16 protein-coding genes and 1 pseudogene are annotated in these 22,427 nt (G+C 48.6%); 6 read left to right on the top strand and 11 right to left on the bottom strand.

Features of this window, described 5'->3' with window-relative positions:
- Positions 1–220: 220 nt before the first annotated feature.
- Positions 221–1,798, top strand: coding sequence for a C-3',4' desaturase CrtD (crtD, locus tag H6G50_RS20455; RefSeq protein WP_190720578.1), 1,578 nt, complete (start codon positions 221–223; stop codon positions 1,796–1,798).
- 23 nt (positions 1,799–1,821) lie between these two features.
- On the opposite strand, the gene H6G50_RS20460 is transcribed toward crtD, so the two are convergent.
- Positions 1,822–2,010 carry a hypothetical protein gene (locus tag H6G50_RS20460; protein ID WP_190720579.1) on the bottom strand — a complete coding sequence of 63 codons (189 nt, stop codon included), beginning with the start codon at positions 2,008–2,010 and terminating at the stop codon, positions 1,822–1,824.
- A 285-nt stretch (positions 2,011–2,295) separates the two neighbouring features.
- Here H6G50_RS20460 and H6G50_RS20465 point away from each other — a divergent pair, with 285 nt between their 5' ends.
- The gene (locus tag H6G50_RS20465; protein WP_190720581.1) at positions 2,296–2,838 is read left to right on the top strand and encodes a hypothetical protein; all 543 of its coding nucleotides are present in this window, start codon (positions 2,296–2,298) and stop codon (positions 2,836–2,838) included.
- Positions 2,839–2,910: 72 nt separating this feature from the next.
- Here H6G50_RS20465 and H6G50_RS20470 read toward each other — a convergent pair whose 3' ends face one another.
- Positions 2,911–3,909: an aspartate carbamoyltransferase catalytic subunit gene (locus H6G50_RS20470; protein WP_190720583.1), complete on the bottom strand. Its 999-nt coding sequence runs from the start codon at positions 3,907–3,909 to the stop codon at positions 2,911–2,913.
- Positions 3,910–4,062: 153 nt separating this feature from the next.
- On the opposite strand from H6G50_RS20470, the gene H6G50_RS20475 reads away from it, so the two are divergent.
- Positions 4,063–4,647 (top strand): sporulation/spore germination protein, encoded by a 585-nt coding sequence (locus H6G50_RS20475; RefSeq protein WP_190720585.1) that lies wholly within the window; start codon positions 4,063–4,065, stop codon positions 4,645–4,647.
- A 208-nt stretch (positions 4,648–4,855) separates the two neighbouring features.
- Here the strand turns inward: H6G50_RS20475 and H6G50_RS20480 are convergent, their stop codons facing one another.
- The 4 genes from H6G50_RS20480 to H6G50_RS20495 all read right to left on the bottom strand — a co-directional run bounded on the left by H6G50_RS20480 (position 4,856) and on the right by H6G50_RS20495 (position 11,857).
- Positions 4,856–5,587 (bottom strand): Crp/Fnr family transcriptional regulator, encoded by a 732-nt coding sequence (locus H6G50_RS20480; protein ID WP_347239975.1) that lies wholly within the window; start codon positions 5,585–5,587, stop codon positions 4,856–4,858.
- Positions 5,588–5,811: 224 nt separating this feature from the next.
- Positions 5,812–6,807 (bottom strand): CHAD domain-containing protein, encoded by a 996-nt coding sequence (locus H6G50_RS20485; protein WP_190720588.1) that lies wholly within the window; start codon positions 6,805–6,807, stop codon positions 5,812–5,814.
- 193 nt (positions 6,808–7,000) lie between these two features.
- Complete coding sequence (locus tag H6G50_RS20490) at positions 7,001–11,011, bottom strand: transporter substrate-binding protein (protein WP_190720591.1); 4,011 nt, start codon at positions 11,009–11,011, stop codon at positions 7,001–7,003.
- 366 nt (positions 11,012–11,377) lie between these two features.
- Entirely contained in the window at positions 11,378–11,857 is a 480-nt protein-coding gene (locus tag H6G50_RS20495; protein ID WP_190720594.1) for a hypothetical protein, read from the bottom strand.
- A gap of 127 nt (positions 11,858–11,984) precedes the next feature.
- On the opposite strand from H6G50_RS20495, the gene H6G50_RS20500 reads away from it, so the two are divergent.
- On the top strand, positions 11,985–13,058 hold the full coding sequence (locus H6G50_RS20500) for a glycosyltransferase family 1 protein (protein WP_190720597.1): 1,074 nt from the start codon (positions 11,985–11,987) through the stop codon (positions 13,056–13,058).
- A gap of 137 nt (positions 13,059–13,195) precedes the next feature.
- Here H6G50_RS20500 and H6G50_RS20505 read toward each other — a convergent pair whose 3' ends face one another.
- The 5 genes from H6G50_RS20505 to H6G50_RS20525 all read right to left on the bottom strand — a co-directional run bounded on the left by H6G50_RS20505 (position 13,196) and on the right by H6G50_RS20525 (position 20,765).
- Entirely contained in the window at positions 13,196–14,419 is a 1,224-nt protein-coding gene (locus tag H6G50_RS20505) for a glycosyltransferase (protein WP_190720600.1), read from the bottom strand.
- 51 nt (positions 14,420–14,470) lie between these two features.
- Entirely contained in the window at positions 14,471–16,567 is a 2,097-nt protein-coding gene (locus H6G50_RS20510) for an ATP-binding protein (protein ID WP_190720603.1), read from the bottom strand.
- 91 nt (positions 16,568–16,658) lie between these two features.
- Positions 16,659–18,146 (bottom strand): CPBP family intramembrane glutamic endopeptidase, encoded by a 1,488-nt coding sequence (locus H6G50_RS20515; protein ID WP_190720606.1) that lies wholly within the window; start codon positions 18,144–18,146, stop codon positions 16,659–16,661.
- Positions 18,147–18,473: 327 nt separating this feature from the next.
- Entirely contained in the window at positions 18,474–19,376 is a 903-nt protein-coding gene (locus tag H6G50_RS20520; protein ID WP_190720609.1) for a BMC domain-containing protein, read from the bottom strand.
- A gap of 147 nt (positions 19,377–19,523) precedes the next feature.
- Positions 19,524–20,765 (bottom strand): septal ring lytic transglycosylase RlpA family protein, encoded by a 1,242-nt coding sequence (locus H6G50_RS20525; protein ID WP_190720612.1) that lies wholly within the window; start codon positions 20,763–20,765, stop codon positions 19,524–19,526.
- A gap of 325 nt (positions 20,766–21,090) precedes the next feature.
- On the opposite strand from H6G50_RS20525, the gene H6G50_RS20530 reads away from it, so the two are divergent.
- On the top strand, positions 21,091–21,966 hold the full coding sequence (locus tag H6G50_RS20530) for a PhzF family phenazine biosynthesis protein (protein ID WP_190720615.1): 876 nt from the start codon (positions 21,091–21,093) through the stop codon (positions 21,964–21,966).
- A gap of 291 nt (positions 21,967–22,257) precedes the next feature.
- A pseudogene (locus H6G50_RS20535) lies at positions 22,258–22,427 on the top strand (photosystem II q(b) protein); the annotation flags it as partial.

Here is a 22,427-nt window from a genome sequence, read left to right on the forward strand (position 1 = left end):
CTTGCCGTCCAAGGATATATAAGCCCTAGAAAAAACAATCCTTTGTTCTGAGTTGGTTTGGGTCTACCTCTGCTTGGCAGAGTTCTAGAGGGTTAATTTGTAATCCTCTCAATTTTCTCCCCTACAAATCCAACATTAACTCTCTTCTGTCGCCGTCTCTCGCCACAGCCGCAATAAAAATTTACAATAAATTAATAATTTGTGATTTTTTAGGTCGAGTATGAAAAGAGACAAATCGCGCCGCGTTATCGTCATTGGTGCGGGAATCGGCGGTTTAACCGCAGGATCGTTGCTGGCGCGGCGGGGCTACCGAGTCCAAATCTTCGATCGCGCCCTCGTTCCCGGCGGCTGCGCCTCCACCTTCGCACGGCGCGGATTTACCTTCGATGTCGGCGCGACGCAAGTTGCTGGCTTAGAACCGGGCGGCATCCACCGCCGCATCTTTGAGGAATTGGGCGTAGAACTGCCCGCCGCAACGCCCTGCGATCCCGCCTGTGCTGTGTTTTTACCCGGAGAACGGGAACCCATTAACATTTGGCGAGATCCCCAAAAATGGCAAGCCGAACGCCAGCGCCAATTCCCGGGCAGCGAACCCTTTTGGCAGTTAACGAATGCCCTCTTCAACGCCAGTTGGAATTTTCAACAGCGCGATCCCGTCTTACCGCCGCGCAATCTTTGGGATCTCGGGCAACTCCTCGGCGCGCTGCGCTTGGATACCGCGATTACCTTTCCCTTTACCTTCCTCACTGTTGGCGATGCGTTGCGTGCTTGCGGTTTGGGGGGGGATAAACGCTTGCGGACGTTCCTCGATATGCAGCTTAAACTCTACTCCCAAGTCAATGCGGAGGAAACGGCTTTATTGTATGCGGCGACTGCGTTGGGCGTATCCCAAGAACCCCAGGGATTGTATCACTTGCAGGGGAGTATGCAGGTTTTGAGCGATCGCTTAGTGGAAGGATTAACCCGACACGGCGGCGAGCTTTTTATGCGTCAAAATGTCGAACGGATTGAAGTCGGGGTAAATAATATCCTCAGCGTTACGGTGCGCGACTTAAAAACGGGAAATTGTTGCACGGAAGTTGCCGATGAAATCGTTGCGAACGTCACCGTCCAGAATTTAGTCAAAATGTTAGAGATTAAGGGCGAAGAAACCCAAAAAAGTCTCGATTTTCCTGCCTTTATTGCCGATAATCCCCTCTTTCCCCTCGGAATGGAAGGCTATCAGCGCCGCATCGAAAAATTACCCGCACCATCGGGGGCATTTGTCGTCTATTTAGGAGTCGATCGCGCCGCCATTCCCGACAACTGCCCGCCCCACCTACAATTCCTCTACGATTGGGATGGCGAAATCGGCGAGAATAACTCCCTGTTTGTGTCCGTTAGCAAGCCAGGAGACGGGCGCGCGCCGGAAGGAAAAGCTACAATTATCGCTTCTTCCTTTGTAGACGTGCGTCCTTGGTGGCAGGGAAACGAGGAGGAGTACCAGCAGCGCAAACAGCGTTACACCGATGACGCGATCGCGCGGTTGGCGCAATACTTTCGCCTCGCCCCGGAATACCTCCACCACATCGAAGCCGCCACCCCGCGAAGCTTCGAGCGTTTCACGGGGCGCGAACTCGGCTATGTCGGCGGAGTCGGACAGCGGATTGCCACGTTTGGACCGTTTGGTTTTGCCACGCGATCGCCGCTTCCTCATCTCTGGCTAGTTGGCGACTCCACCCATCCCGGTGAAGGAACGGCTGGAGTCAGTTATTCTGCCTTAACTGCCGTGCGACAAATCGAAGCTAGCGAAGTCTAAATGGGTAATAATACTCGGACTTTTTAAGAGCGGCGATCGTCTCGTTTGTGCAGCACCTCCAACATTTGCTGGCGGACTGCACCCGCCCAAACATCAAAATCAAAATTCTCGTTATTGGCTCCAGGAATGCTACTAAAATTCGGTGTTAAAGGCTGTTCGGGCGTTACTTCCTGGCTCTTTATAGGTTCGCGTGCAGATTTTTGAGCATTCACATTCTCAATCCTCAATCTTTATTGATAATAGGATTCAATTCATTTAAACTTTAACATTATTTTTCTGAATGTTCCAAATTCTTCATGTAATTTCCGACATATGAAAATGTAATTAAAGCATTTAAGCAAAAAAGCTTTTTTGCGAGCGAGTTTGCTAACGCAGAACTCGTTTGGGCATTAGTTCGTCTTGACCAATACAAAAAAACTATATTTTTTGTCAGAAAAGTTTAAGAAGAAGCTATAGCAGACCTAAAAATTGGGTAATCTAACACGACTCAAGAAGGATTGAACTATTTTAAGACTCATCGCGTCTCTATTTGGGGAACTCCGGGTGTTGCTTCCAGCGGACTTTTAATTGTTTTGGGTGGGGCATTTTTGGTATTTTCGATGCTTCAGTTAAAGACCAAAATTCACCAAGATTTCAATCGCAAACTCAAAAACAATGAATTGTCCAACTGGAAAAGGATGTATGGGTCGCTCCTCTTAATTACTGACTCAGCAATTATCGATTTAATTGCTATATTTGTTGGATTCTTATTTCTTTCATTCCCTTTTTCACTTTTATTTATAGGACTGATAAACAGTCTTACTGGAGGATACATTCCAGCTTTATTTGTCAGAATGTTAATGATTATTCTGGCTACTGGGGAAACGATTCCTCAAAAATCTGTGATATTTTTACTATTACTCGTACATCTATCGAGCTTATGGACTTACGCGCAGTCATTACCCTTAAAAGAACAGTCGAATTTTCCTCAAGGCTTTGCTGAAGCAGTTCAAAAAGATGTAGACATTAAGTCTATTCATCAAGCGATGAAACTTTGTTAGAAGATAGACACCCGACATTCGGCTATACGACAATAGATGATTGTAGTTGCTACATTTTTTTTCAATAAGCATTTATTCATTATTGCGATTGCCCAGTAAATATAACAATGCCATACGCACGGCTACACCATTGGTAACTTGCTGGGCGATTAAACTCAAACGCGGATCGTCCATCAAATCGGAACTAATTTCCACGCCACGATTCACCGGCCCGGGATGCAACACTTTCACCTCTGGCTGACACAGTTTGAGGCGATCGCGCGTAATCCCATATCGTTGGTGATACTCCCGCAAACTCGGCAACAAATTCTGCGTCATCCGTTCTTGTTGCAAGCGCAACGCCATCACAAAATCGGCATCCTCCAACGCGGGGGCGAGTTCGTGGTGCAAAACTACCTTGCCCGGGCGCGCTTCCTTAAACGTTTCCGCAAACAGCGTTGGTAAAAGCGTTGGCGGTGCGGCTAAATGAACTTCTGCCCCTGCCGCCGTCAAACTCCAAAGATTAGAACGCGCTACTCGCGAATGCAAAATATCGCCAACAATCGCAATCTTTTTGCCCTTCAACACCTCCAGGCGCGGCGATTCCCAATCTAAAAGCGAACAGAGTGTAAACAGATCTAACAACCCTTGCGAAGGATGTTCGTGCTGTCCGTCTCCTGCATTGAGGATGCTTACTTTTGGGTTTAATTTTGTTAGCGCCCGGGCGATAGTCGCGGGAACGCCCGCCGCTTGATGGCGGACAACGACGATATCCGCCCCCATCGCCAGATAAGTTTTCGCCGTATCCAAAATTGTCTCGCCCTTCGTCAGCGAAGAAGTTCCCGGTGCAAAATTGAGGGTATCGGCAGAAAGGCGCTTCGCAGCCAACTCAAAACTACTGCGCGTGCGCGTCGAAGGTTCAAAAAATAAAATTGCCACGACTTGTCCTTGCAGCGCGGGGACTCGCTTGGTGCGACGCGATAGCACCTCTCGAAAACTTGCCGTCGTCTGCAATACTGCGTCGTACTCCGCTGGGGAAAAATCGGCTAAAGCCAAAATATGGGGACGTTTCCAAACGGTTGTTTCTGTCATGCGCGGGAGGATTACTTTGATTTAAATTCTGGTTGTTAACTTGCGAGCGTTTTAAAGGGGATTGGTTCTCAAAAAAAAATCATCCCGAAGCGGGGGGGATCGCCCTGAATAAAAAAGGTAGATCGAAAAATCTCCACCCAGGGAGGCGTTACTATGCAGCGTACCAAAAAACGTTTCACTTCACTCATTGCTGGTGTATTGTTGGTCAGTGCCAGCGGTTGTGCGATTTCTTCTCAATTTTTCCGCCTTCAATCGTTTTTGTCGCTGTCCCCGAGCGAAACGGCGATCGCGCAAGCAACTTCGACATCTTTAGCGCCGACGGCGACGCTGCAAGCGAGCGATAGTAACCCTGTACCCGTTCCGTCGAGTTCGTCTGAAACGACTGCCCCGGAAACGATCGCGGTTAACCTCTATTATCCGGATAGTAATTGCGAAACCCTCGTTCCCGAATCGATTAACGTTCCCGAAGATAATTCGCTGGCGGCGGCAGTAGGACGCACGATTGAGAAGGCGGCGAGTGGCGATTTCGATTTAGCTGGATACCGAGTCAGCGTTAAGGACGGTGTAGCGGCGATCGATTTGCGTCTGTCTCCTAACAGTCCGCGTCATTTTCTCTCAATGTCGGGTTGCGAACAATTTGCGCTGTTTGGTAGTTTGCGCAAAACGATTCTGGAGAATCCCGAGTGGAATGTGAAAGAGGTTCGGTTTACTGAAGATGGGCAGGAGCTTCTATTTTAAACTAGGGTTGATAATTGATAATTGATAACGTATTCAATAATTGATAATGGAGAACGTTGACCCATCGATTTTCCGAGCCGACTCAGTTTTCAGCACTCTTCAGCAAACCCTAGTTAGAGCTTGGGTGTGATGTAGCGAAAAAAGACTAGACACCAACAGAGCAATTAACATTTCCGAACGTTATCCATTATCCATTATCCATTATCCATTATCCATTATCCATTGCTAGGGCGCGATCGCGAAATTTCGAGTCGTTAATGACGATATGGCGATCGTCATCGATAAAGATATAATTTTCCCGCTGTAATTTTCCGAGCAATCGCGTTATAGTGACGCGCGTTGTCCCGATTGCATTCGCTAAGTTTTGATGGGTTAAGCGAACTCCAATGCGCGTTCCTGCTGCACTTGCTTCTCCGAGTTCGGATTGTAGCAATAATAAAAGTTGGTTGAGGCGATCTTCAACTCGTCGCTGTCCGGCAATAGAAAGCATCGCCTCTGTTTGTTTGAGTCGGCGACTCAAATTCACAAACATTAAATGACACAAACGGGCGGAATTTTCGACCTCGCTCGAAAAATACCAACGTAAATACACATCTGATAAAGCGCGGGCTTCGTAGACTTCTAAATACGTCAGCCAATGCCCGAAAAATGTTGCGGGTTGCGCCCAGCCTAACAAAACTTCTTCGCCGCTCGAATGGGTGGTGCTAAGCTGCACCAAGCCTCGATAGACTTGCCACACGCCTTGAGTCATCAGCGGAATCATTTCGCCTTTTGGATAAAAGTGCAGTCGCTGTCCGTTTTGGCTGTCGTCGGTGGAGAATTCCGGTAATGTTTGAGGAGTTAGGAACATATCGTCAGGCGCAAAGCGCAAGCAATAGGCGTTTACTGGTAAGTGTAAGGACTGAAGGTAAACGTCTGGTAATGGTTGGGTTAAATTCAAGGATAATTCGTAATTCGTAGTTCGTAATTCGTAGTTCGTAGTTCGTAATTCGTAATTCGTAATTCGTAATTCGTAATTCGTAATTCGTAATTCGTAATTCGTAGTTCGTAATTCGTAATTCGTAATTCGTAATTCGTAATTCGTAATTCGTAGTTCGTAGTTCGTAGTTCGTAATTCACTCCCAATGTGAATTATAAGCCAAAATCCCGGTTTTACTCTTCGTTCTACCCTGGCTCAATCTCAAACAGCGATACCTCCTTACCCATGACGATTAGGCGGAAGTGTTCGCGATTTTTGCGATCGAGAAAAGTTTTTTGTAGATTTTGCCAAGCTTGCCACTGTCGAGCGCGGCTTTCTCGCAGTTGCTGGGCTAAAATAGGCATAGATTCTTTGATGTTTTCCTCTAAACTGCTATCGAGAAAGTCTTCAAGAACAAAACTGTCTTGAATCTCTCCGAGAATTTCTTGAATGGCTTTAATCTCTTTTAGAAAATCTTGGTAACTTTCGTCATAAAAGGACTCGAAGAGTTCGAGTTGATAGCGCGATCGCTTAGCTTCTTTTCGTAGGTCGTGCAATGTGACTTCGTGCTGGTTGAGAATAGACTCAACGGCTTTAGAATCATTTTGATGCGTTATCGTTAGCGTTTCGCCTTCAATTTTTGTACTGACAAACCATCCGGGATGCAGTAGTAGTTTGCTAACTTGGGGAAGTAAGAGATCGGGGAGAACGATTTCAATGGGAACGCTGCCGATCGCGTTATGTTGGGGACGTTCCAGCCATTGTGTCAGAGCTTTTTTTAGGGCGGTGTAAGTTTTGCCATCGAGGGTATCTCGAACGCGCTCAAAGACCTCTTTCCTGCGCTTTTCTAGGCGTTTTAAGGCACGGTTGAGTTGTTTTTGTTCGTTGCTGGGTAAAGCGGGCTTATATTGCGTTTCTAGGGCTTCTGTGAGAACGTCGAGATCCCGAAGTTTGCCGAGAATTTTGGCGACTTTCCCCACTTTCTTGGCGCTGGCGGCAGCCGGAAGCGCGATCGCGGGCGCAAATCCGGCGATCGCGCTGCGCAACCGGCGCATCCCCACTCGCATTTGGTGCAATTCTTCGGGATCCTTATCTTTAAGGACAGCAGTTTCATGCTTGAGGATTTTGTGGGAGTGTTTCGCGATCGCCACTTCCGCCCAATCGGAAAACGTTCTCACTTCGTCAGCCTTTGGAGGTTTCATCTTACTATTCCGGGGGTTAAACTTTCATTATAATTATTAATTCGTAATTCGTAATTCGTAATTTCAGGTCGCAGAACCACTAATTTTAATTAGGCAAAAGTCGCTCGATTCTCAGCAACGATATTCAAGCCCCCGACTCCAACGCGGAACCCCAAAGCTGACAACCCCCTCCAGCATTATCAATTGTCCATTATCAATTATTTAACAGCCAATAGGTAATCATTTCTCCTTTGCCTTTAACATAGATCGAGCCGCGTTTTTCTAGTTTAAATTTATGCTTAATTCTGTCGTAAGTCGCCGCAGTGATTTGAATTCTTCCCGGCTTTCCGCAAGATTCCATACGCGAAGCAATATTAACTGCATCTCCCCACAAATCGTAGATAAACTTTTTAGTCCCGATAACCCCCGCAACAGCAGCACCGCTATTAATGCCGATGCGAATCTCAATCTTTCGAGCCAGCGGATTCGGGCAAGCCAAGATTGCATCCTGCATGGCGAGAGCCATGTCTGCAATCGCTTCAGCGTGATCGGGTCGCGGAATAGGCAGTCCTGCCGCTACCATATAAGCATCACCAATGGTTTTAATTTTTTCTAAGCCAAACCGTTCGGCAAGGATATCGAAATTGGAAAAGATATCGTTAAGTAAATTGACCAATTCAATCGGCGAGAGTTGGCTCGACAGCGGCGTAAAGCCGACAATATCGGCAAATAAAATACTGACTTCATCAAAGTGTTTCGCGATCGCGCCCGGATTGTGTTTGAGTTGGTGGGCGATCGATTCGGGCAAAATATTAAGCAAGAGTTGCTCGGACTTTTGCTGTTCGTAACGCAAAGATTCTTCGGCAATTTTGCGATCGCTAATATCGCGCGTGACTAAAATTGCACTCTCCTCCGACAAGGGCGAAATCGTATCCGCAAACCAAACCGCTCGCGTGCTTAAAGGGACGCTATACTCAATCGTAATTGCCTTTTGAGTTGAAACGGCTTGTTGGATAGCATTCAAAATCAAATCTGCCTGTTCTTGAGGAAACTCTTCGTGCAGCGTGCGCCCGACAAAAGCATGGGGCTGTCGGTAAGCCTTCTCTGCTTTCGTCGGCATTGCATTTAGGCACAGTCCCGATACATCGCGCACGGTTACGACATCCGTCATCGCTGCAAACAGGGCTTCCATTTCTGCTTGAGCCTTCTTCTGCTGGAGAATCGTTCCCAATTGCGCGGCTGCCGCTTTCACCAAGTCTCGCAAGCTTTTATCTTCGAGGCGATAATCCAGGGTAAAGAAAACGAGAACCGCAAGTAAGTCAGAAGAAGACTCGTTCTCCCTCTCCCCCAGAGAAGGTACATTTTTACTTAAATTCCAGCGGGGGTTCGCCAAGATCGGAACGCCAAAGGCCACTTTAAAGCCGCACTCTAGAGCGAGTTCCTGTCGCAGTAGGACATCGCGAATTTGAGTCCAGTCTGTCATCCACAGTGGCTTTTGGGTTGACCAAACCGCTCCCGGAATGTCTTCATCCGGCAGAAAAGTCAAAGCTTCGCTGTAGGTGCGGAACTGCGAGATTGCTTCCACCGTTGCAGTCTCGCTCCCAATCTCTCGAGCGTACCATTGGGGACTGCACGCTAAAACCGAATTATCCTCCGTCGGTACCCAAGCTTCGGCATAAATCCAACCCGTTGTCTCGCATAACTGTTCCACAGCAATCCCAAGAGCCGTTTCAAAATCGGCTGCGGCGCTTACCGCTTGACTGAGATCGAGCAATAATTGAATTTCTTCTTCGGCAGCCTTGCGATCGCTGATATCCTGATAAGACCCCACCATTCGCAATGGCATTCCGGCTTCATCCCATTGCGCCTGCCCCCGAGCCAAAATCCATTTATAAGTGCTATCCTTGCAGCGCAGGCGATGTTCCACCACATACTGAGAGGTTCGACCTTCAAAATGCTTGTTAATCGCCGCGAGGGAGTGTTGATAGTCGTCGGGGTGAACTAACTCGCGCCACAGCGTCAGACTCGCTTCGAGTTCCCCATCGCCATAGCCCAACATTTCCCAAAGACGCGCGGATGCAAAGGCTTCCCCCGTCACGATATTCCAGTCAAAGATACCGTCCCCCGTCCCGCGTAGTGCTAGTTCCCAGCGTTCTTCGCTTTGGCGCAGGGCCTCTTCTGTCTGTTTGCGCGCGGTGATATCGGTATGGGAACCGACCATGCGCGCTGGCTGACCTTCTTTGTCCCATAAGGCTTGTCCGCGACCGAGAACCCATTTGTAGCTGCCATCCTTGCAGCGCAAGCGGTATTCTTCGCAAAAATAGGGGGTTTCTTTGGCTAAATGGGCGCGCTTGGCAGCGATAATGCGATCGTAATCGTCGGGGTGAATGCGACTGTCCCATTCTTCAGAGCAGTTAGAAAGCTCGTCATTCTCATAGCCCAACATTTCTTTCCAACGGGAGGAGTAGAAAACCTCTCCGGTTTGGTAGTTGAGGTCGAAGATACCGTCGTTATTGCCGCGCAGGGCTAGCTGCCAGCGTTCCTCGCTTTTAATCAGCGCGTCTTGGGCGCGGACGCGCACGGTGATATCAGCGATGAACCCTTCTAGATATAAAAGCTGTCCGATGGAGTCAAAAACGCCCCGTCCCTGTTCCCATACCCATTTGAATTCCCCAGTAGCGCTCGTAATCCCGTAAGTGATTTGAAAGGAGGTACGAGAATCGATCGCGATTTTGACGGCTGTCCGCACTATCTCTCGGTCTTGCGGGCGGATGAGTTGCTCGTAGGAGATATTGTGGTGGATTGTAAAATTGTCTGCTGAATAGCCGGTTAGCTCTTTGCAGCCGTCGCTGACAAACAACATTGTCCAATTCTCATCGTTGAGGCAGTGGTAAACCATGCCCGGGAGATTGTTCATCAGCGTTGAAAGAATGGATTGACTCTCCGCTAAAGCAAGTTCGGTTAACTGGTGCTGATTGACTTCTTGCTGCAACTGTTGGTTGATGGTTTCGAGTTCCCGGGATTTTTGCTCGTTGAGCGAGATTTGCTCGAAGCCTTCGCTCGCAGCGGCGAGTAAGTCAATAACGGTTTGGGCATTCTCAAAGTCGAGTTGTTCGACTCCTAGCCAGGGGAGGGGTTCGACGCGAGCTAAACTGCGGCTGACAATTTCAAATTGACCGTCGGCTCCTGCCCTGCCAATATAGTAGGGCTTGCAAACGTGATGGTTGGGTGCGATCGCGATTTGACCGCCGGGAGAGGCGAACTGCTGACCGATGGCGGCGGTTGCAATCTCCTCGACTTCAAAGGAACCTGCCGCTTCGACGGCTTGTTTCCAGAGGTAAACCTGGCTGTAGGAGGAGGCAATGGGATCGGAGGTAACGCGATCGCTGCCGTACCGAGCGCGAAAATTGCGAATGAAAGCTTGATTCTCTGGCGTAGCGAGACTTTGAAAGTAGTTCCAACAGGCGTAGTGACCGTTCGCTGCCGAGCCTATCTTTTGTAATTCTATCTCCGAAACGCTGGTTGCTAATATCGGAATTTCGTCGGCAGTTATTCCGGCATCGCGGTACTGCTGATAAAAAGCGGGGTTGCTATCGCCGTTGAGAGTGTTAAAGATAACATCGGGCCGCAGTGCTTGAATATTAGCAATAGTCGCTGCGAAATTTTTTGTTCCTAATGCCCAAAATTCTTCCCCGATAATTGCTCCACCCTGCTGCTGGACTCGGGAGCGGATGAGTTGGTGGGCGGTACGAGGAAATACATAATTGGAACCGAGCAGGTAAAATCGCTTTCCTCGGTTTTGCAGCAACCAGGCGATCGCGGGTTCGATCTGTTGGTTGGGACAGGAGCCTGTATAGAATATATGGGGCGAACTTTCTAAGCCTTCGTACTGTAAGGGATACCACAGCAGGGCGTTTAATTCTTCTATAATCGGTTTGACCGCTTTCCGGGAGCGCGAAGTCCAGCAACCGAAGATTGTCATTACCCCCAACTGCTGAATCGCTCGGCGCGCTTGCTCGGCAAACTCGTCCGGAGCAGAAGCACCATTGAGAATGACGGGTTCGATCTCGCAGTTGAGAACCCCTCCAGTTTCGTTGATTTCCGCGATCGCCATTAAAACGGCATCAATTAAGGGTCGCTCGCTTAACGCCATCGTACCGCTTTGGGAATGTAAGATACCAACTCGGATTCTGGCGTTTGAAGTAGGTTTGCGAACCGATGACATATCGCACAGCCTATAGCTTTTGATGAGGAATAAGTGAGTATTTTTACTTGAACCGTTTTCAGAATGCTACCGGAGTCTACCGGATTATTCTGAAATTAGACGCTACCGTGCAATGATTTTCAGTCTCTCGAGCAGAACCTGCCTTGTAGTGAATAGTGAAGTTTCCTCGTTATCCATTATCCATTGTCAATTATTAATTATTTTAGTTCGTCTTGCCATGCTTATTGCAGTGCGAGGTATACCCCTAGAGCCTATCCATCTTCGATCGCTTGCCTAACGAAGAATCTTTACAGGTGTATCTCATCGCGAGTTGCTTACAGCCGGAATCGCCCGAAACCCAATGCAGCAAACGCATTGAACGCTGAACTAATGTCCTTGCGCTGCTTTTGGTTTAACCGTCTCTTTTTCTGAAGCAAAAGCAATTGCGTCGGCGCTCGAACCGAAACGCACTGTACCGTTTAAATTTTTGCCTTGCAGCGTCGCTTTAAGCGTTACAGCATCGCAAGAACCCACCAGCGGCGCAGCCCCGGATAACTGTAGCTCTTTTCCTTGCCATTTCCCCGATAAAGTTGGCTTTTCTTCTGCTAGCGCTTCTGGGGAGAGATTACCTTGTTCTGCTAAAAGCAACCCATGCAAATAAACTCCCGACTGCTCTACGAGCAATATTTTCGGTTCTTTTTGCAGACAGTTCGGTAAATTCTCAATTTGCAATCGATAGCGTCCGCCTAGAGACGGCGGCGCTGTCAGATGAGTTTCACCGTAAGCGGTTACTGCATTAAACAGCACGACGACCGAACCGATCGCAATGCCGTAAAATGCTAGAGATTTACCATTAAAATGACTCATTTCAGTTATGAATTACGAGATAGAGTTAAACAAGAGGGCATTAAAAATAAAGTTAACCGCAATTGTAGGAATGGGTCGATCCTAAAGCCTATACTATTACAGCAGTACAATCCTACTTAACCCAATAATGGTGTTAGTCAATCTTTCCATTCTATTTGATAAACCCACGGGGATTACCACCTATGCTAATAACTTAGTTTCGCAACTCAAACCACTATCCCCAACGCTATTAATTGCACGCTCGCGCCCCGATTTTTGCTGCTACCCCATCCCCGATAATCTTTCACCCGCCCACGGTAGTAAGGGCCATTTGCGTCGCTTGCTCTGGACTCAGTTTAAATTGCCGCACATCGTTCGTCAATGCGGCTCTCCCTTGCTTTTTTCCCCCATTCCCGAAGCGCCACTGTACCGCAATTGTCGTTTTGTTGTGATGGTACACGATTTAATCCCGTTGCGTTTCCCGGAACTGTTCGCGCGATCGCCCCTAATTCCATATTTTAAATACTATATTCCCCAAGTTCTCGCCCAATCCGAGCATATTATCTGCAATTCCGAGGCGACAGCTAGGGATATTATCGATTTTTGGCAGATTCCAGCAGCGAAGATTACTCCAATTCCCCTGGCTTGCGATCGCGCCCATTTTCAACCTTGCCCCACACCCCGTAACGAACCTCCATATTTTCTTTATATCGGACGGCACGATCCCTATAAAAATGTAAGCCGACTCATCGAAGCGTTCGCCCGGTTGCGCCCTAGCGACAGCGAACTAAGGATTGCGGGTTCCTCCGATCCCCGCTACACTCCAGCCTTGCAGGAAAAAGTCGAAACTTTAGGATTGAGTGGACGGGTAAAATTTCTCGAATACGTTCCTTACTCGCAACTTCCCGAATTATTGAGTAACGCAATTGCTTTCGTGTTTCCCTCGTTGTGGGAAGGATTCGGGATTCCCGTTCTCGAAGCAATGGCGTGCGGTACGCCCGTTATAACCTCCAATTGTTCCTCGCTTCCTGAAGTGGCGGGAGATGCGGCGCTTTTAATCGATCCTTACGCAGTCGAAGAAATTGCCACAGCGATGCAACAACTGTGGGAGGATGGAGAGGCGCGATCGCAACTTTCCCGTCGCAGTTTAGAACGCGCCCAATTATTCAGTTGGGAAAAAACCGGCGAAGAAACGGTAAAACAGTTAATAGTTAATGGATAATTGATAATGGACAATTGATAACGAACACAGTCATTTTATTGTCCATTGTCCGATCCAATAAGATTCGGCTTTATAAATAGCCTCTTAGTTATCAATTATCAATTATCAATTATCAATTATCAATTATCCATTATCCATTATCCATTATAAACTCTGCCTTTCCAACTGCCACCGCGCCCTTGCCAATGACGCAAGGCCGAATCGAGTGTCATGAGACTATAAAGGAAGGCGATAAAAGGCAACGTAAGGGCAAACCAAGGCGAGCGACGGTAGAGGCGCAATGTGGGTAAATAGCTGATACTCATTAAACTCCAAGCTGAGAAACCCGCGATCGCAATTTGCCAATTTCCCGCTACCATTCCCCCGATTGCGGCTCCCTGCGGAACCAGATAAACTAACCCCATTCCGAGCAGTGTTCCTAGTAATAATAATGGCGAATAATTGAGTTGCGTGAAAGCAGTACGCGCGACCATATCCCAGAGCGTTGAGAGGGAATCGTAGGGGCGCAAACTGAAGGCAGATTCCGTCAGTCCCAGCCAAATTTTGGCATCGGGAGCGCTCGATTTTACCGCCTTGGCTAGGGAGCAATCGTCAATTAGGGCATTTTTGATAGCGGCGATGCCTCCGATGCGTTCTAAGGCTTCGCGCTTCATTAAAATACAGCCTCCAGCGGCAGCAGCCGTTGATTTTTTAGGATCGTTCGTCCAAGAAAACGGATAAAGTTTTTGGAAGAAGAAAACGAAGGCGGGAACGATAAGTTTTTCCCAAAAACTTTGACAGCGCAGTAAGACCATTAAGGAGACTAAATCGAGGTGTTCGGCGCGCGCTTTGAGGAGTAAGCTTTCAACGTTAGTGGGGACGCGATCGATGTCGGCATCGGAGAGGAGGAGATAATCTGGAGGGGGACTTAATTGGGTAGCGTAGTGCGTTGCTTGTTCTAAGGCCCAGAGTTTTCCAGTCCAGCCTGCGGGCAGCGGTTGAGAGGATAAAATATGCAACTGAGTATCAGAATCGGCGACAATTTCAGGTGAGATTGTTGCAGTTTTAATGCTTAATGATGCGGCAACTTCTTTGGCAATATCGGCAGTTCCATCGCTGCTTTGGTCGTCAATCAGGATGACGGTCAGGGGATAAGTTTGTTGAAAAAGAGAGCGCAGCGTTTTTGGCAAAACTTCTGCTTCGTTACGGGCGGGAACGACGGCACAAACGGAAACGCTCGATTTTTCTATAAGGGAGGATTGAGAATTTGCATCTAATTTACAGTTGCATTTCCAAAAATCACCCCAGAAAAATATTAAAACAATCCAAATCAGTAAGGAAGTTAAAGAAATCGAGAGAAAAAAAATTTGAAAATCTGACATTTAAGAGGATTGATAATGAATCACTGTTTGCTATTCCTCGCTGGCTTTGCACTAGGCACTATTCATGATTGCCCCATAAGGAATCGAGACTGTAAAAGTTGTTCCTTTACCGACTTCGCTGCTGACTTCAATCTCGCCGCCGTGCAACTCGACGCACTGTTTGACAATCGCTAGCCCTAATCCCGTTCCTTTAATCAAACCAACGTTAGTAGCCCGGTGAAAGGTATTGAAAAGATGCTGGCGATCTTCGAGGGGAATCCCAATTCCACAATCGGTTACTTTAAAGACAGTTCCAGCGTCACTGCATACGACATCGAACTGAATCAATTTTTTTTCAGGTGAATATTTGATAGCATTTGAGAGTAAATTCACAAGAATATGTCGGAGGAGGCTTTTATCTACGTTTGCTTCTTTGTTGCCTCGATAAGTAAATTCAACTTTCGTTGTTTCGATCTCTTCGATATGAACTTCTGCGAGCGCGCCCCGACAAAAGTTTTCTAGATTCAACGGTGCGGGATTAAATTCTAGTTTTTTCGCATCGGCGCGACCGAGCAGCAAGACATCATCAAGAAGTTCGATTGTACGCTCGATCCCTTTTTGCATTCGCTGGAAAAGTTCTTTTTTCTTATCAGGGGAGAGGCGAGTATCGTAAAGTTCTAGCATCTGAGCGATACCGCTAATACTATTGAGGGGGTTGCGAAATTCGTGGGATACCATCGAAACGAAGTAAGAGTTGAGCGAGTGCCTCTCTTGTTGTCGCTCGCTTTGCTTGCAAAGTTCGATTTCGCTGCCATCAATTTCTTGAATTATACCGACGGCACGTTTAGGGATGCTATGTTCGTCGCGCAAGACGATCCCGCGATCGCGAACGCAAATATAATGACCGTTTTCGTGGCGGATGCGGTATTCGATACCGTAATGACTTCGATCTCCCGGTAAAAAAAAGTCTTGCACTTCTTCCCGGACGCGGGCGCGATCTTCGGGATGGATGCGTTGGTTCCACCAGTAGCGCGTTGGTTCTGCGTCTGCGATGGAACTTCCTAATAACCGCTCTTGTCCCCCAGCGCGAGCGACGATATCGGCTTCGATATCCCAATCGTAAATGATACTGCGAGTGATTTCTGCGGCTAAATTGTAGCGTTCGTCGATCGCGTGCAGTTGATTTTCCAGGCGCTGGCATTGGATTTGAGCTTGCCGTTCGCGTTCTGCTTCTTCAAGGAGACTGTTGCGCTCGAGGGCGACAGCGAGATGTAGGGCGATATTTTCAATGAATTCGAGTTCTTCGACGGACCAGAGGCGCGTTTCGGAGGATTGGTAGGCGACGAGGATGCCCCAGGGCTGAAGGGGTTCGGTAGCCACAGGTGCTTTGGAGGGGAGAAGAATCGGGGTGCTAAGGCTGGCTTTCATTTGGAACCGATCGCACCATTGTCGAGCGTGCTGACTCAACGCTACTTCGTCTAAATTAGCGATCGCACAACTTTCTTGACAAATCGATTCTAGCGTGAATATAAAATCATGAAACTCGTCGCTCGGTAGAAGGGGAGGCTGGTTAGAAGCGACGGATTCCGCGATTGTCGCACCGCCCCCTTGGGGATAAAACTGATAGATAACAACGCGATCGCAGTTTAACAGTTGGCGCGATCGCATCGCAGTAGTTTCCAGGATTTCAGTAACTCTTGCACCTTGATAAATTTGACGCGCAATCCCCGTACTCAGTTCTTGGCAGGCGCGAGAGTAAGCAAGTTGGCGTTGCAACCGTTGTCGTTCGAGAGCAGCGTCCAGCGCGTTCAGGAGTATAGTAGGCGTAACCTCTCCTTTGAGCAAACAGTCCTCAGCACGCCATTCAAGAGCAAGCCCATTCAATTCTTGGCAGTCCTGCGCTGCCAGGACAATCGGGCAAGAACGCCAACTGTCCAGGTTAGCGCACAAGCGTTGTAGAAGCTCGATTTCCGCCGAATTCGACAGTTGAAAGTCGAGCAAAACCGCATCGGGTTTTACGCGATCGCATAATTCCCATCCCGCTTGTCCGCTTTCTCCTTCCCAAATTTGATAGCGATAGCGACGATCTTGCAGGAGGTAGCGGCGGTAAATTGCGCGCTCCTCCTCCGAATTGTCAAGAATAACGATTGTCCGTTGCGGCTGATTCATACAATGTCCGTTCTTGAAAAACACCCCCTTAAAGGTGGAGATATCTCAACTGTTCACCTCTCGATTCTAGAACCAAACCCAAAAATTGAGTCTATCTACCTAAAACGAATAGCGTTAACAGCGTGCCGCTATTCCAAAAGCTATGGAGCAGAATCGAAGCGAGGAGATTGCGCGATCGCGCGTACACTACTCCTAGAATTCCCCCCAAAGCCGTCAGGGGTAAAACCTCCGACAAACTCAGGTGCGCCGTCGCAAACACCAACGCGCTCGTTGCTACTGCCGCCCAAACCGGCAAGTAGCGCGTTAGCGACGGCAGCAAAAAGCCGCGAAATATAATCTCTTCAAACACCGGAGCAGCAACCGAGGCTGTAAAAATAAACACTCCCAGCGCTACCCAATCTTGCGCTTGCAACGCTAGCGATAAAATCGGATTGCTTCCGCCCTGTCCATTCCACAACTGCTGGTTAATCAAAGAAACGACCACCACAACGGGAACTGCAATCAGATAACCGCCCAGCCCCCACAAAAACCAATTTCCCCGCACCTCAAAGCGAAACCAATCGGTCGGCAAAGGGAAATAGGGCTTAATCGAAACGTACAACACCGAGAGTCCAACGGCGGCGAGGAGGAGGTAGCTCGCGAGAACCAAAAACGCTTTTTCTCGCACGTTATACCCCGTCGGATCGAGTCCTAAAAAGCCAAAAAATAGCGGTAATAGGAACTGTCCGGCAAAGAAAAAACCGACGATAAGAACTTGCCAAATCGTTTCGCCGTCCCAAGGAACCTGCCAAGCGAGAGTTTCCGGAAGCGTCAGCAACGATTTTTGCGGCTGCCAGACGGTACGAGCGGCTAAAAAGAGCAGCAGAATCACTCCGAGCAACCCACAAAATGCGGGCAAACCGCTCACAATTGCGAGTTTGGTGAGGGCGGCGCGGGCAGTCATTTGTCGTTCGGCAGCGAGTTGGGCGAGGCCTTCGCGGTTCTGTTGAATGCGGTATAATTGCTCGATCGCGCGATCGCGAAACCAGCCCTCGAGGTTTTGTTCGAGTACGGGAGCGATGGGGGCCGGTTCTGCCGTAGCATTTTCCGCCCACAAACTCTCTAAAATCGTTGCCGTGCTAGCAACTTGCGGATTGCGAGCGCGCTTGCCGAGTTCCGCCCAGCGTTGTTGCGCTTCCTTCACTTTGCCTTCTTGCGCTTGAAGAATGCCGAGTTTGAGATCGATTTGCTCGAGGAAGTTGCGAGCCTCAAGTCGCTCTCGCTCCGAGATTTTTGCACCGTCTTTGGCAACGACAAGGCTGTTTTGCACCTCGGTGCGAGCCTCAGCGTACTCCTCGCGGGCGCTTTCGTAGGGAGTCTCGCCCAAAGCTGTTTCGAGAACTTGCTGCGTCTGGGCATTATCAGCCTTAAATTCTGCGGCTTGTAAGAGCAAGTCGGTTTGGTAGAGTTCCAAGCGACTTTGCACCTGCGGCTGTTGCCAGCTTTGAATGAGGGAGAGGGTAATATTAATCAAGGCGAGAATCGTCAAGCCAATTAAGATGAATCGTTTAAACGTCGGCCAGGATTCTTTTGCAAACATCGTCATACTTCCCTCTGTCACTGCTGGTTATTATCCCATCTCGATCCAGTTTTCGGATGATGGTTTGGCTGATGCGAGTTTGATACAGCGCTATATCCTGAGATTAGGACAGTTTTCGACTCCTGAGTGCCGTTGACAGCCATTTCAGCGTCCTAGCCCAAATGCGTAGCGACTAAAACCTGAATTTTAAGAAAGGGTAAAGCTTTCAGCTTACGATAGAATTACGTTTCAGGCTCCGTCGAACTCCCTCGTATTTCTCCTGGGGAGCGAACCCAAGACGATTCGATTTGAGCCGAAATTCTGGCTCTATTTTTAAGGCTTTCTGGCTTACAATTCTTCTATACCCGGCTCTCTGCTGGTCGGAAATTCCATTCTTCGTTCCTTACGAACTTCTAATTCGGGAACTTCTTCTTCTACAGGAATTTCTAAGGCTAATTCGGCTTCTTTTGACGCATCTAAGCTCAAAGGAATCTTTTCTAGTTCGGGCAGTTCGACAACTTTCTGCTCTTGTTTCTCGACTTCTTTGGGAACGAGGGCGGGGAGCGGTTCGGGTGTTTCCAGCCAACAACTGGCGATGGGAAGCGTATGTTCTAAGTCTTCTAAGGGGCGCGGAATGACCATTACTGCGCTGAGTTCGCCGATACGTTCGGCTTCGTACATCCCCACTTCGACGGCAACGGCAACATTCGCAACCGTACCCCGAATAATTGCGGTACACAAGCCATCGCCGATTTTTTCATAGCCGGCTAATTGTACGTCGGCTGCTTTCAGCATTGCATCGGCTGCGCCTACCATTGCGGGGAAACCGCGCGTTTCCAGCAAACCGAGGGATTGGTTGCTGAGGCGGCTGTACCCTCGCTGGATGTGCGCGATCGCGGCTAGGTGCTTGCCGATGGGAAAGATTGCTTCTAAGTTCGGCATCGGACGCGCTAGCACCATTTTACCCACCAGTTGTCCGAATTGTTCGGCCGTGCGCGCTCCTTCTTCCACCGCGAGTCGAACGTCCGCCGTTTTGCCTCGAATAATTGCCGTGCAATGTCCGCTTCCGACTTTCTCGTAACCCACCAGCGTTACTTCTGCCGACTTTAGCATCATGTCCGCCGTCCCCACGACGGCCGGGAAACTCTTTGTCGAAACCAATCCCAAGGCCAGAGAAGCGTCTGGCGGCGAGGTGTATGTTCTGGGTTGCGATTTCTGGGTTAAACGTTGCGAGCGAATTTCAATTGACATTGTTAGGAGCGCTTGCTGTAGAGATTTCCTCGCGCGACGACGGCCGCCTACCTAATAGCATAATCGATCGCCTGGAATTCAGATCTTCAGAAACAGCAAACCGCGCTCGAGAGATTCGAGCGGGTGGGCTGGAGATACGGGAGGGGACTATCGAGCGGGCGAACTGGATTTCATTACAACGGCTTTATAGGGAATGACTCCGATTTTTTCGCTGCCGATACATTTAGAAACGCCCCAGGATAAATCCAGGGTTCTGGGCGCAATAAAGGGGCCGCGATCGTTGATGCGCACGATCGCGCTATCGTTGTTCTTTAGGTTCGTCACTTTCAAGTAAGTATCGAACGGTAGAGAAGGATGGGCGGCGGTAAAAGCGTGTTTGTTATAGGTTTCGCCGTTCGCTGTCAGCCGACCGTGGAAAAATCCGCCGTACCATGAGGCAAACCCTTCGATCGTTTTTGAGGTTTCGACGACGTTATACATCTGCTGTTGCGCCTCCAACAAGGTTAGCGGCGGAACCCCTAAAGCTGCACGCAAGTTATTCGTCCAATTAATCGCCAGCAAATCGCGATTGCTCTCGTTTTTGGAGGCGATGCGATCGTCGATCGCGAATAACAGGGTTTTCCCCATCATCGCTCCCGGAATTTTACCCGACAGCACGGGTTTAATCGTCTTTGCATCAAAATCAGTCTGCGAGATTGCTCGTTCCAAGCGCTCGGCGATTAAATCGGCTTGGCGCTGTTCGTTTAATTGGGCAATGGCTCTACCATTTACCCGAACTTGATAGGCTTGTTCTGCCTCGGAAGGCGGCGCTGCTTGCGTTTCTACCGCAGCAATGGTACTCACGGGGACGGCGCGAGGTTCGGATTGTCCCCATTCTAAGGCCGTAGGGCTAGGATGCAAGGAAACGGGGTTGACTGTCACCTCAATGGCGAGGGCCTTTGCTGGCTTGGCTTCTCCTTCGGCAGCCTTTCGCCCGAAAGCGAGTAAATTTTGCATGAATTTCCCCAACCGTTGCGAGACGTTTTGAGGGGGAATTGCTTCAGGCAATGTTCGACGAGGTAGGGCCGCGACCGGAACTGCACCCTTTTGTTGTTCTGTCAAGGGCGTACAGGTCGAGCTATCGAGGGGAAGCACGCGAGGATTTTGCGAATTGCTATTAAAGGCTAAATTGCGCTCTAAGGTTTCGGTAAAGCGCTCGTGCAGGCCTGTCATCGCAGGAGCCGTAACGGGCGATGTTGCTAGCGGTGCTGCGGAAGCAGAAGCGAGCGAGATTTCTAAGGAACGAGCATCAGCCGCAGAGAAATAGTTGGGCAGTTTCAGCAAGCTCTGGCTGTAAGCGAGTAGGATACTCAAACAAGATGTCACCCAAGCAATTCTGAAAAGGGGCATATGCTAAAGAAGGGTTGAAAAGGTTTTTCGCGCGAGCGGTTTTGACCGATCGGCTATATCTCAAGATATAGATCTCTAGATATATAATTGTGAGGGTTCAAAGCGATCCCCAAAGAGAGCTTGCAGTTTGCAGATCTCTTTCACAAAACTTTAGGGGATCGCTCTGTTATTGTCAAATCATTTATCCGAAAATCGCCTTTCATCTCGCCCTCTGTCCCTTACAGGCAATGGTTCTAGCTATTTAGAGGCTTGGATTCGCGAAAGAGCGATCGGGCAATTTTAGCGATATAGTAACTAAAGATAAGCTCACTCATTTTGAACTCTTATGGTTAGCTTCCCTTTTTATATTGTGGATGTTTTTTCTCCGCATAAATATGCGGGAAATCAACTAGCAGTTATTGCGGATTCCGAGCAGTTGAGTGATGCCGAAATGCTGGCAATCGCGCGCGAAATGAACTACTCTGAAACGACTTTTATCCGCGATCGCACTCCTCGCAACGGCGGTTATGAGGTTCGCATTTTTACTCCCAAAAAAGAATTACCCTTCGCCGGACATCCAACTTTAGGAACTGCCTACATTTTGATGACCGAAATCCTGACCCATCCGAGCGATACGCTTCTGTTAAACTTAAAAGTCGGTCAAATCCCCGTTCGCAGATCTGATAGCGATTTACTTTGGATGCGTCAAAACCCTCCCACTTTCGGTCAAAACTTTGAGGCGCGGGATTTAGCCGAAGTTTTAACCTTGGAGGCGGATAGCATCGACTCCCGATTTCCAATTCAAGCCGTCTCGACAGGCGTTCCTTTTATTATCGTTCCTTTAACAAGTCACGAAGCGTTAAAAAAAATCCGCGTCAATCGAGAGCAATATTTTCAGTGGGTGGAAGGGGCAGAAGCAAAAGAAATTTTAGTATTTTGCCCCGAAACTTATGCGCCGGAAAATAACTTAAGCGTGCGAGTTTTTGCCGAAAGTTTGGGGATTCCCGAGGATCCGGCAACGGGTAGTGCGAATGGATGTTTAGCGGGCTATTTAGTAGAGCATTTGTATTTTAAAAGAAGTGCGATCGAGGTGCGCGTCGAACAAGGTTATGAAATCGATCGCCCTTCACTCTTATTTTTAAAAGCAGAACGAAAAGACACCGAAATTGAAGTCTCGGTGGGCGGAAATGTCGTCATGGTAGCGAAAGGACAACTGGTGTGAACGATTCGCACTCCCGATCGCAGATAGATCTGAGTTTTTTGCCGGACTAATACCACAGAAAGAAAGTTTTTTCCTCCTTCTGTGGGATGAGGCTTTCCCTATCTATCCAGTCCGTGCCAGGATTTTTACTTCGATCTCTCTTTGTTAAGGAGAGCTTATAGCATCGATAAAAAGATATTGTCTTAGAGATGTTTACAAAACTTAAAAAGGTAGCTATGATGTGAAACATAGATACGAGATACGAAGCTCGCATCTCGAACCTTGATAACTTCATACCGCAATCATTCAACCATGACAACCACCCTTTCAACTCGCGAGAGCGCGGGCGCTTGGGAAAGATTCTGTCAGTGGATTACCAGCACCAACAACCGCATTTATGTCGGTTGGTTCGGCGTACTGATGATCCCGACGCTTCTGAGCGCAACCATCTGCTACCTGATCGCCTTTGTCGCCGCCCCCCC

This window comes from Oscillatoria sp. FACHB-1406 (assembly GCF_014698145.1).
Lineage (GTDB): Bacteria > Cyanobacteriota > Cyanobacteriia > Cyanobacteriales > Spirulinaceae > FACHB-1406.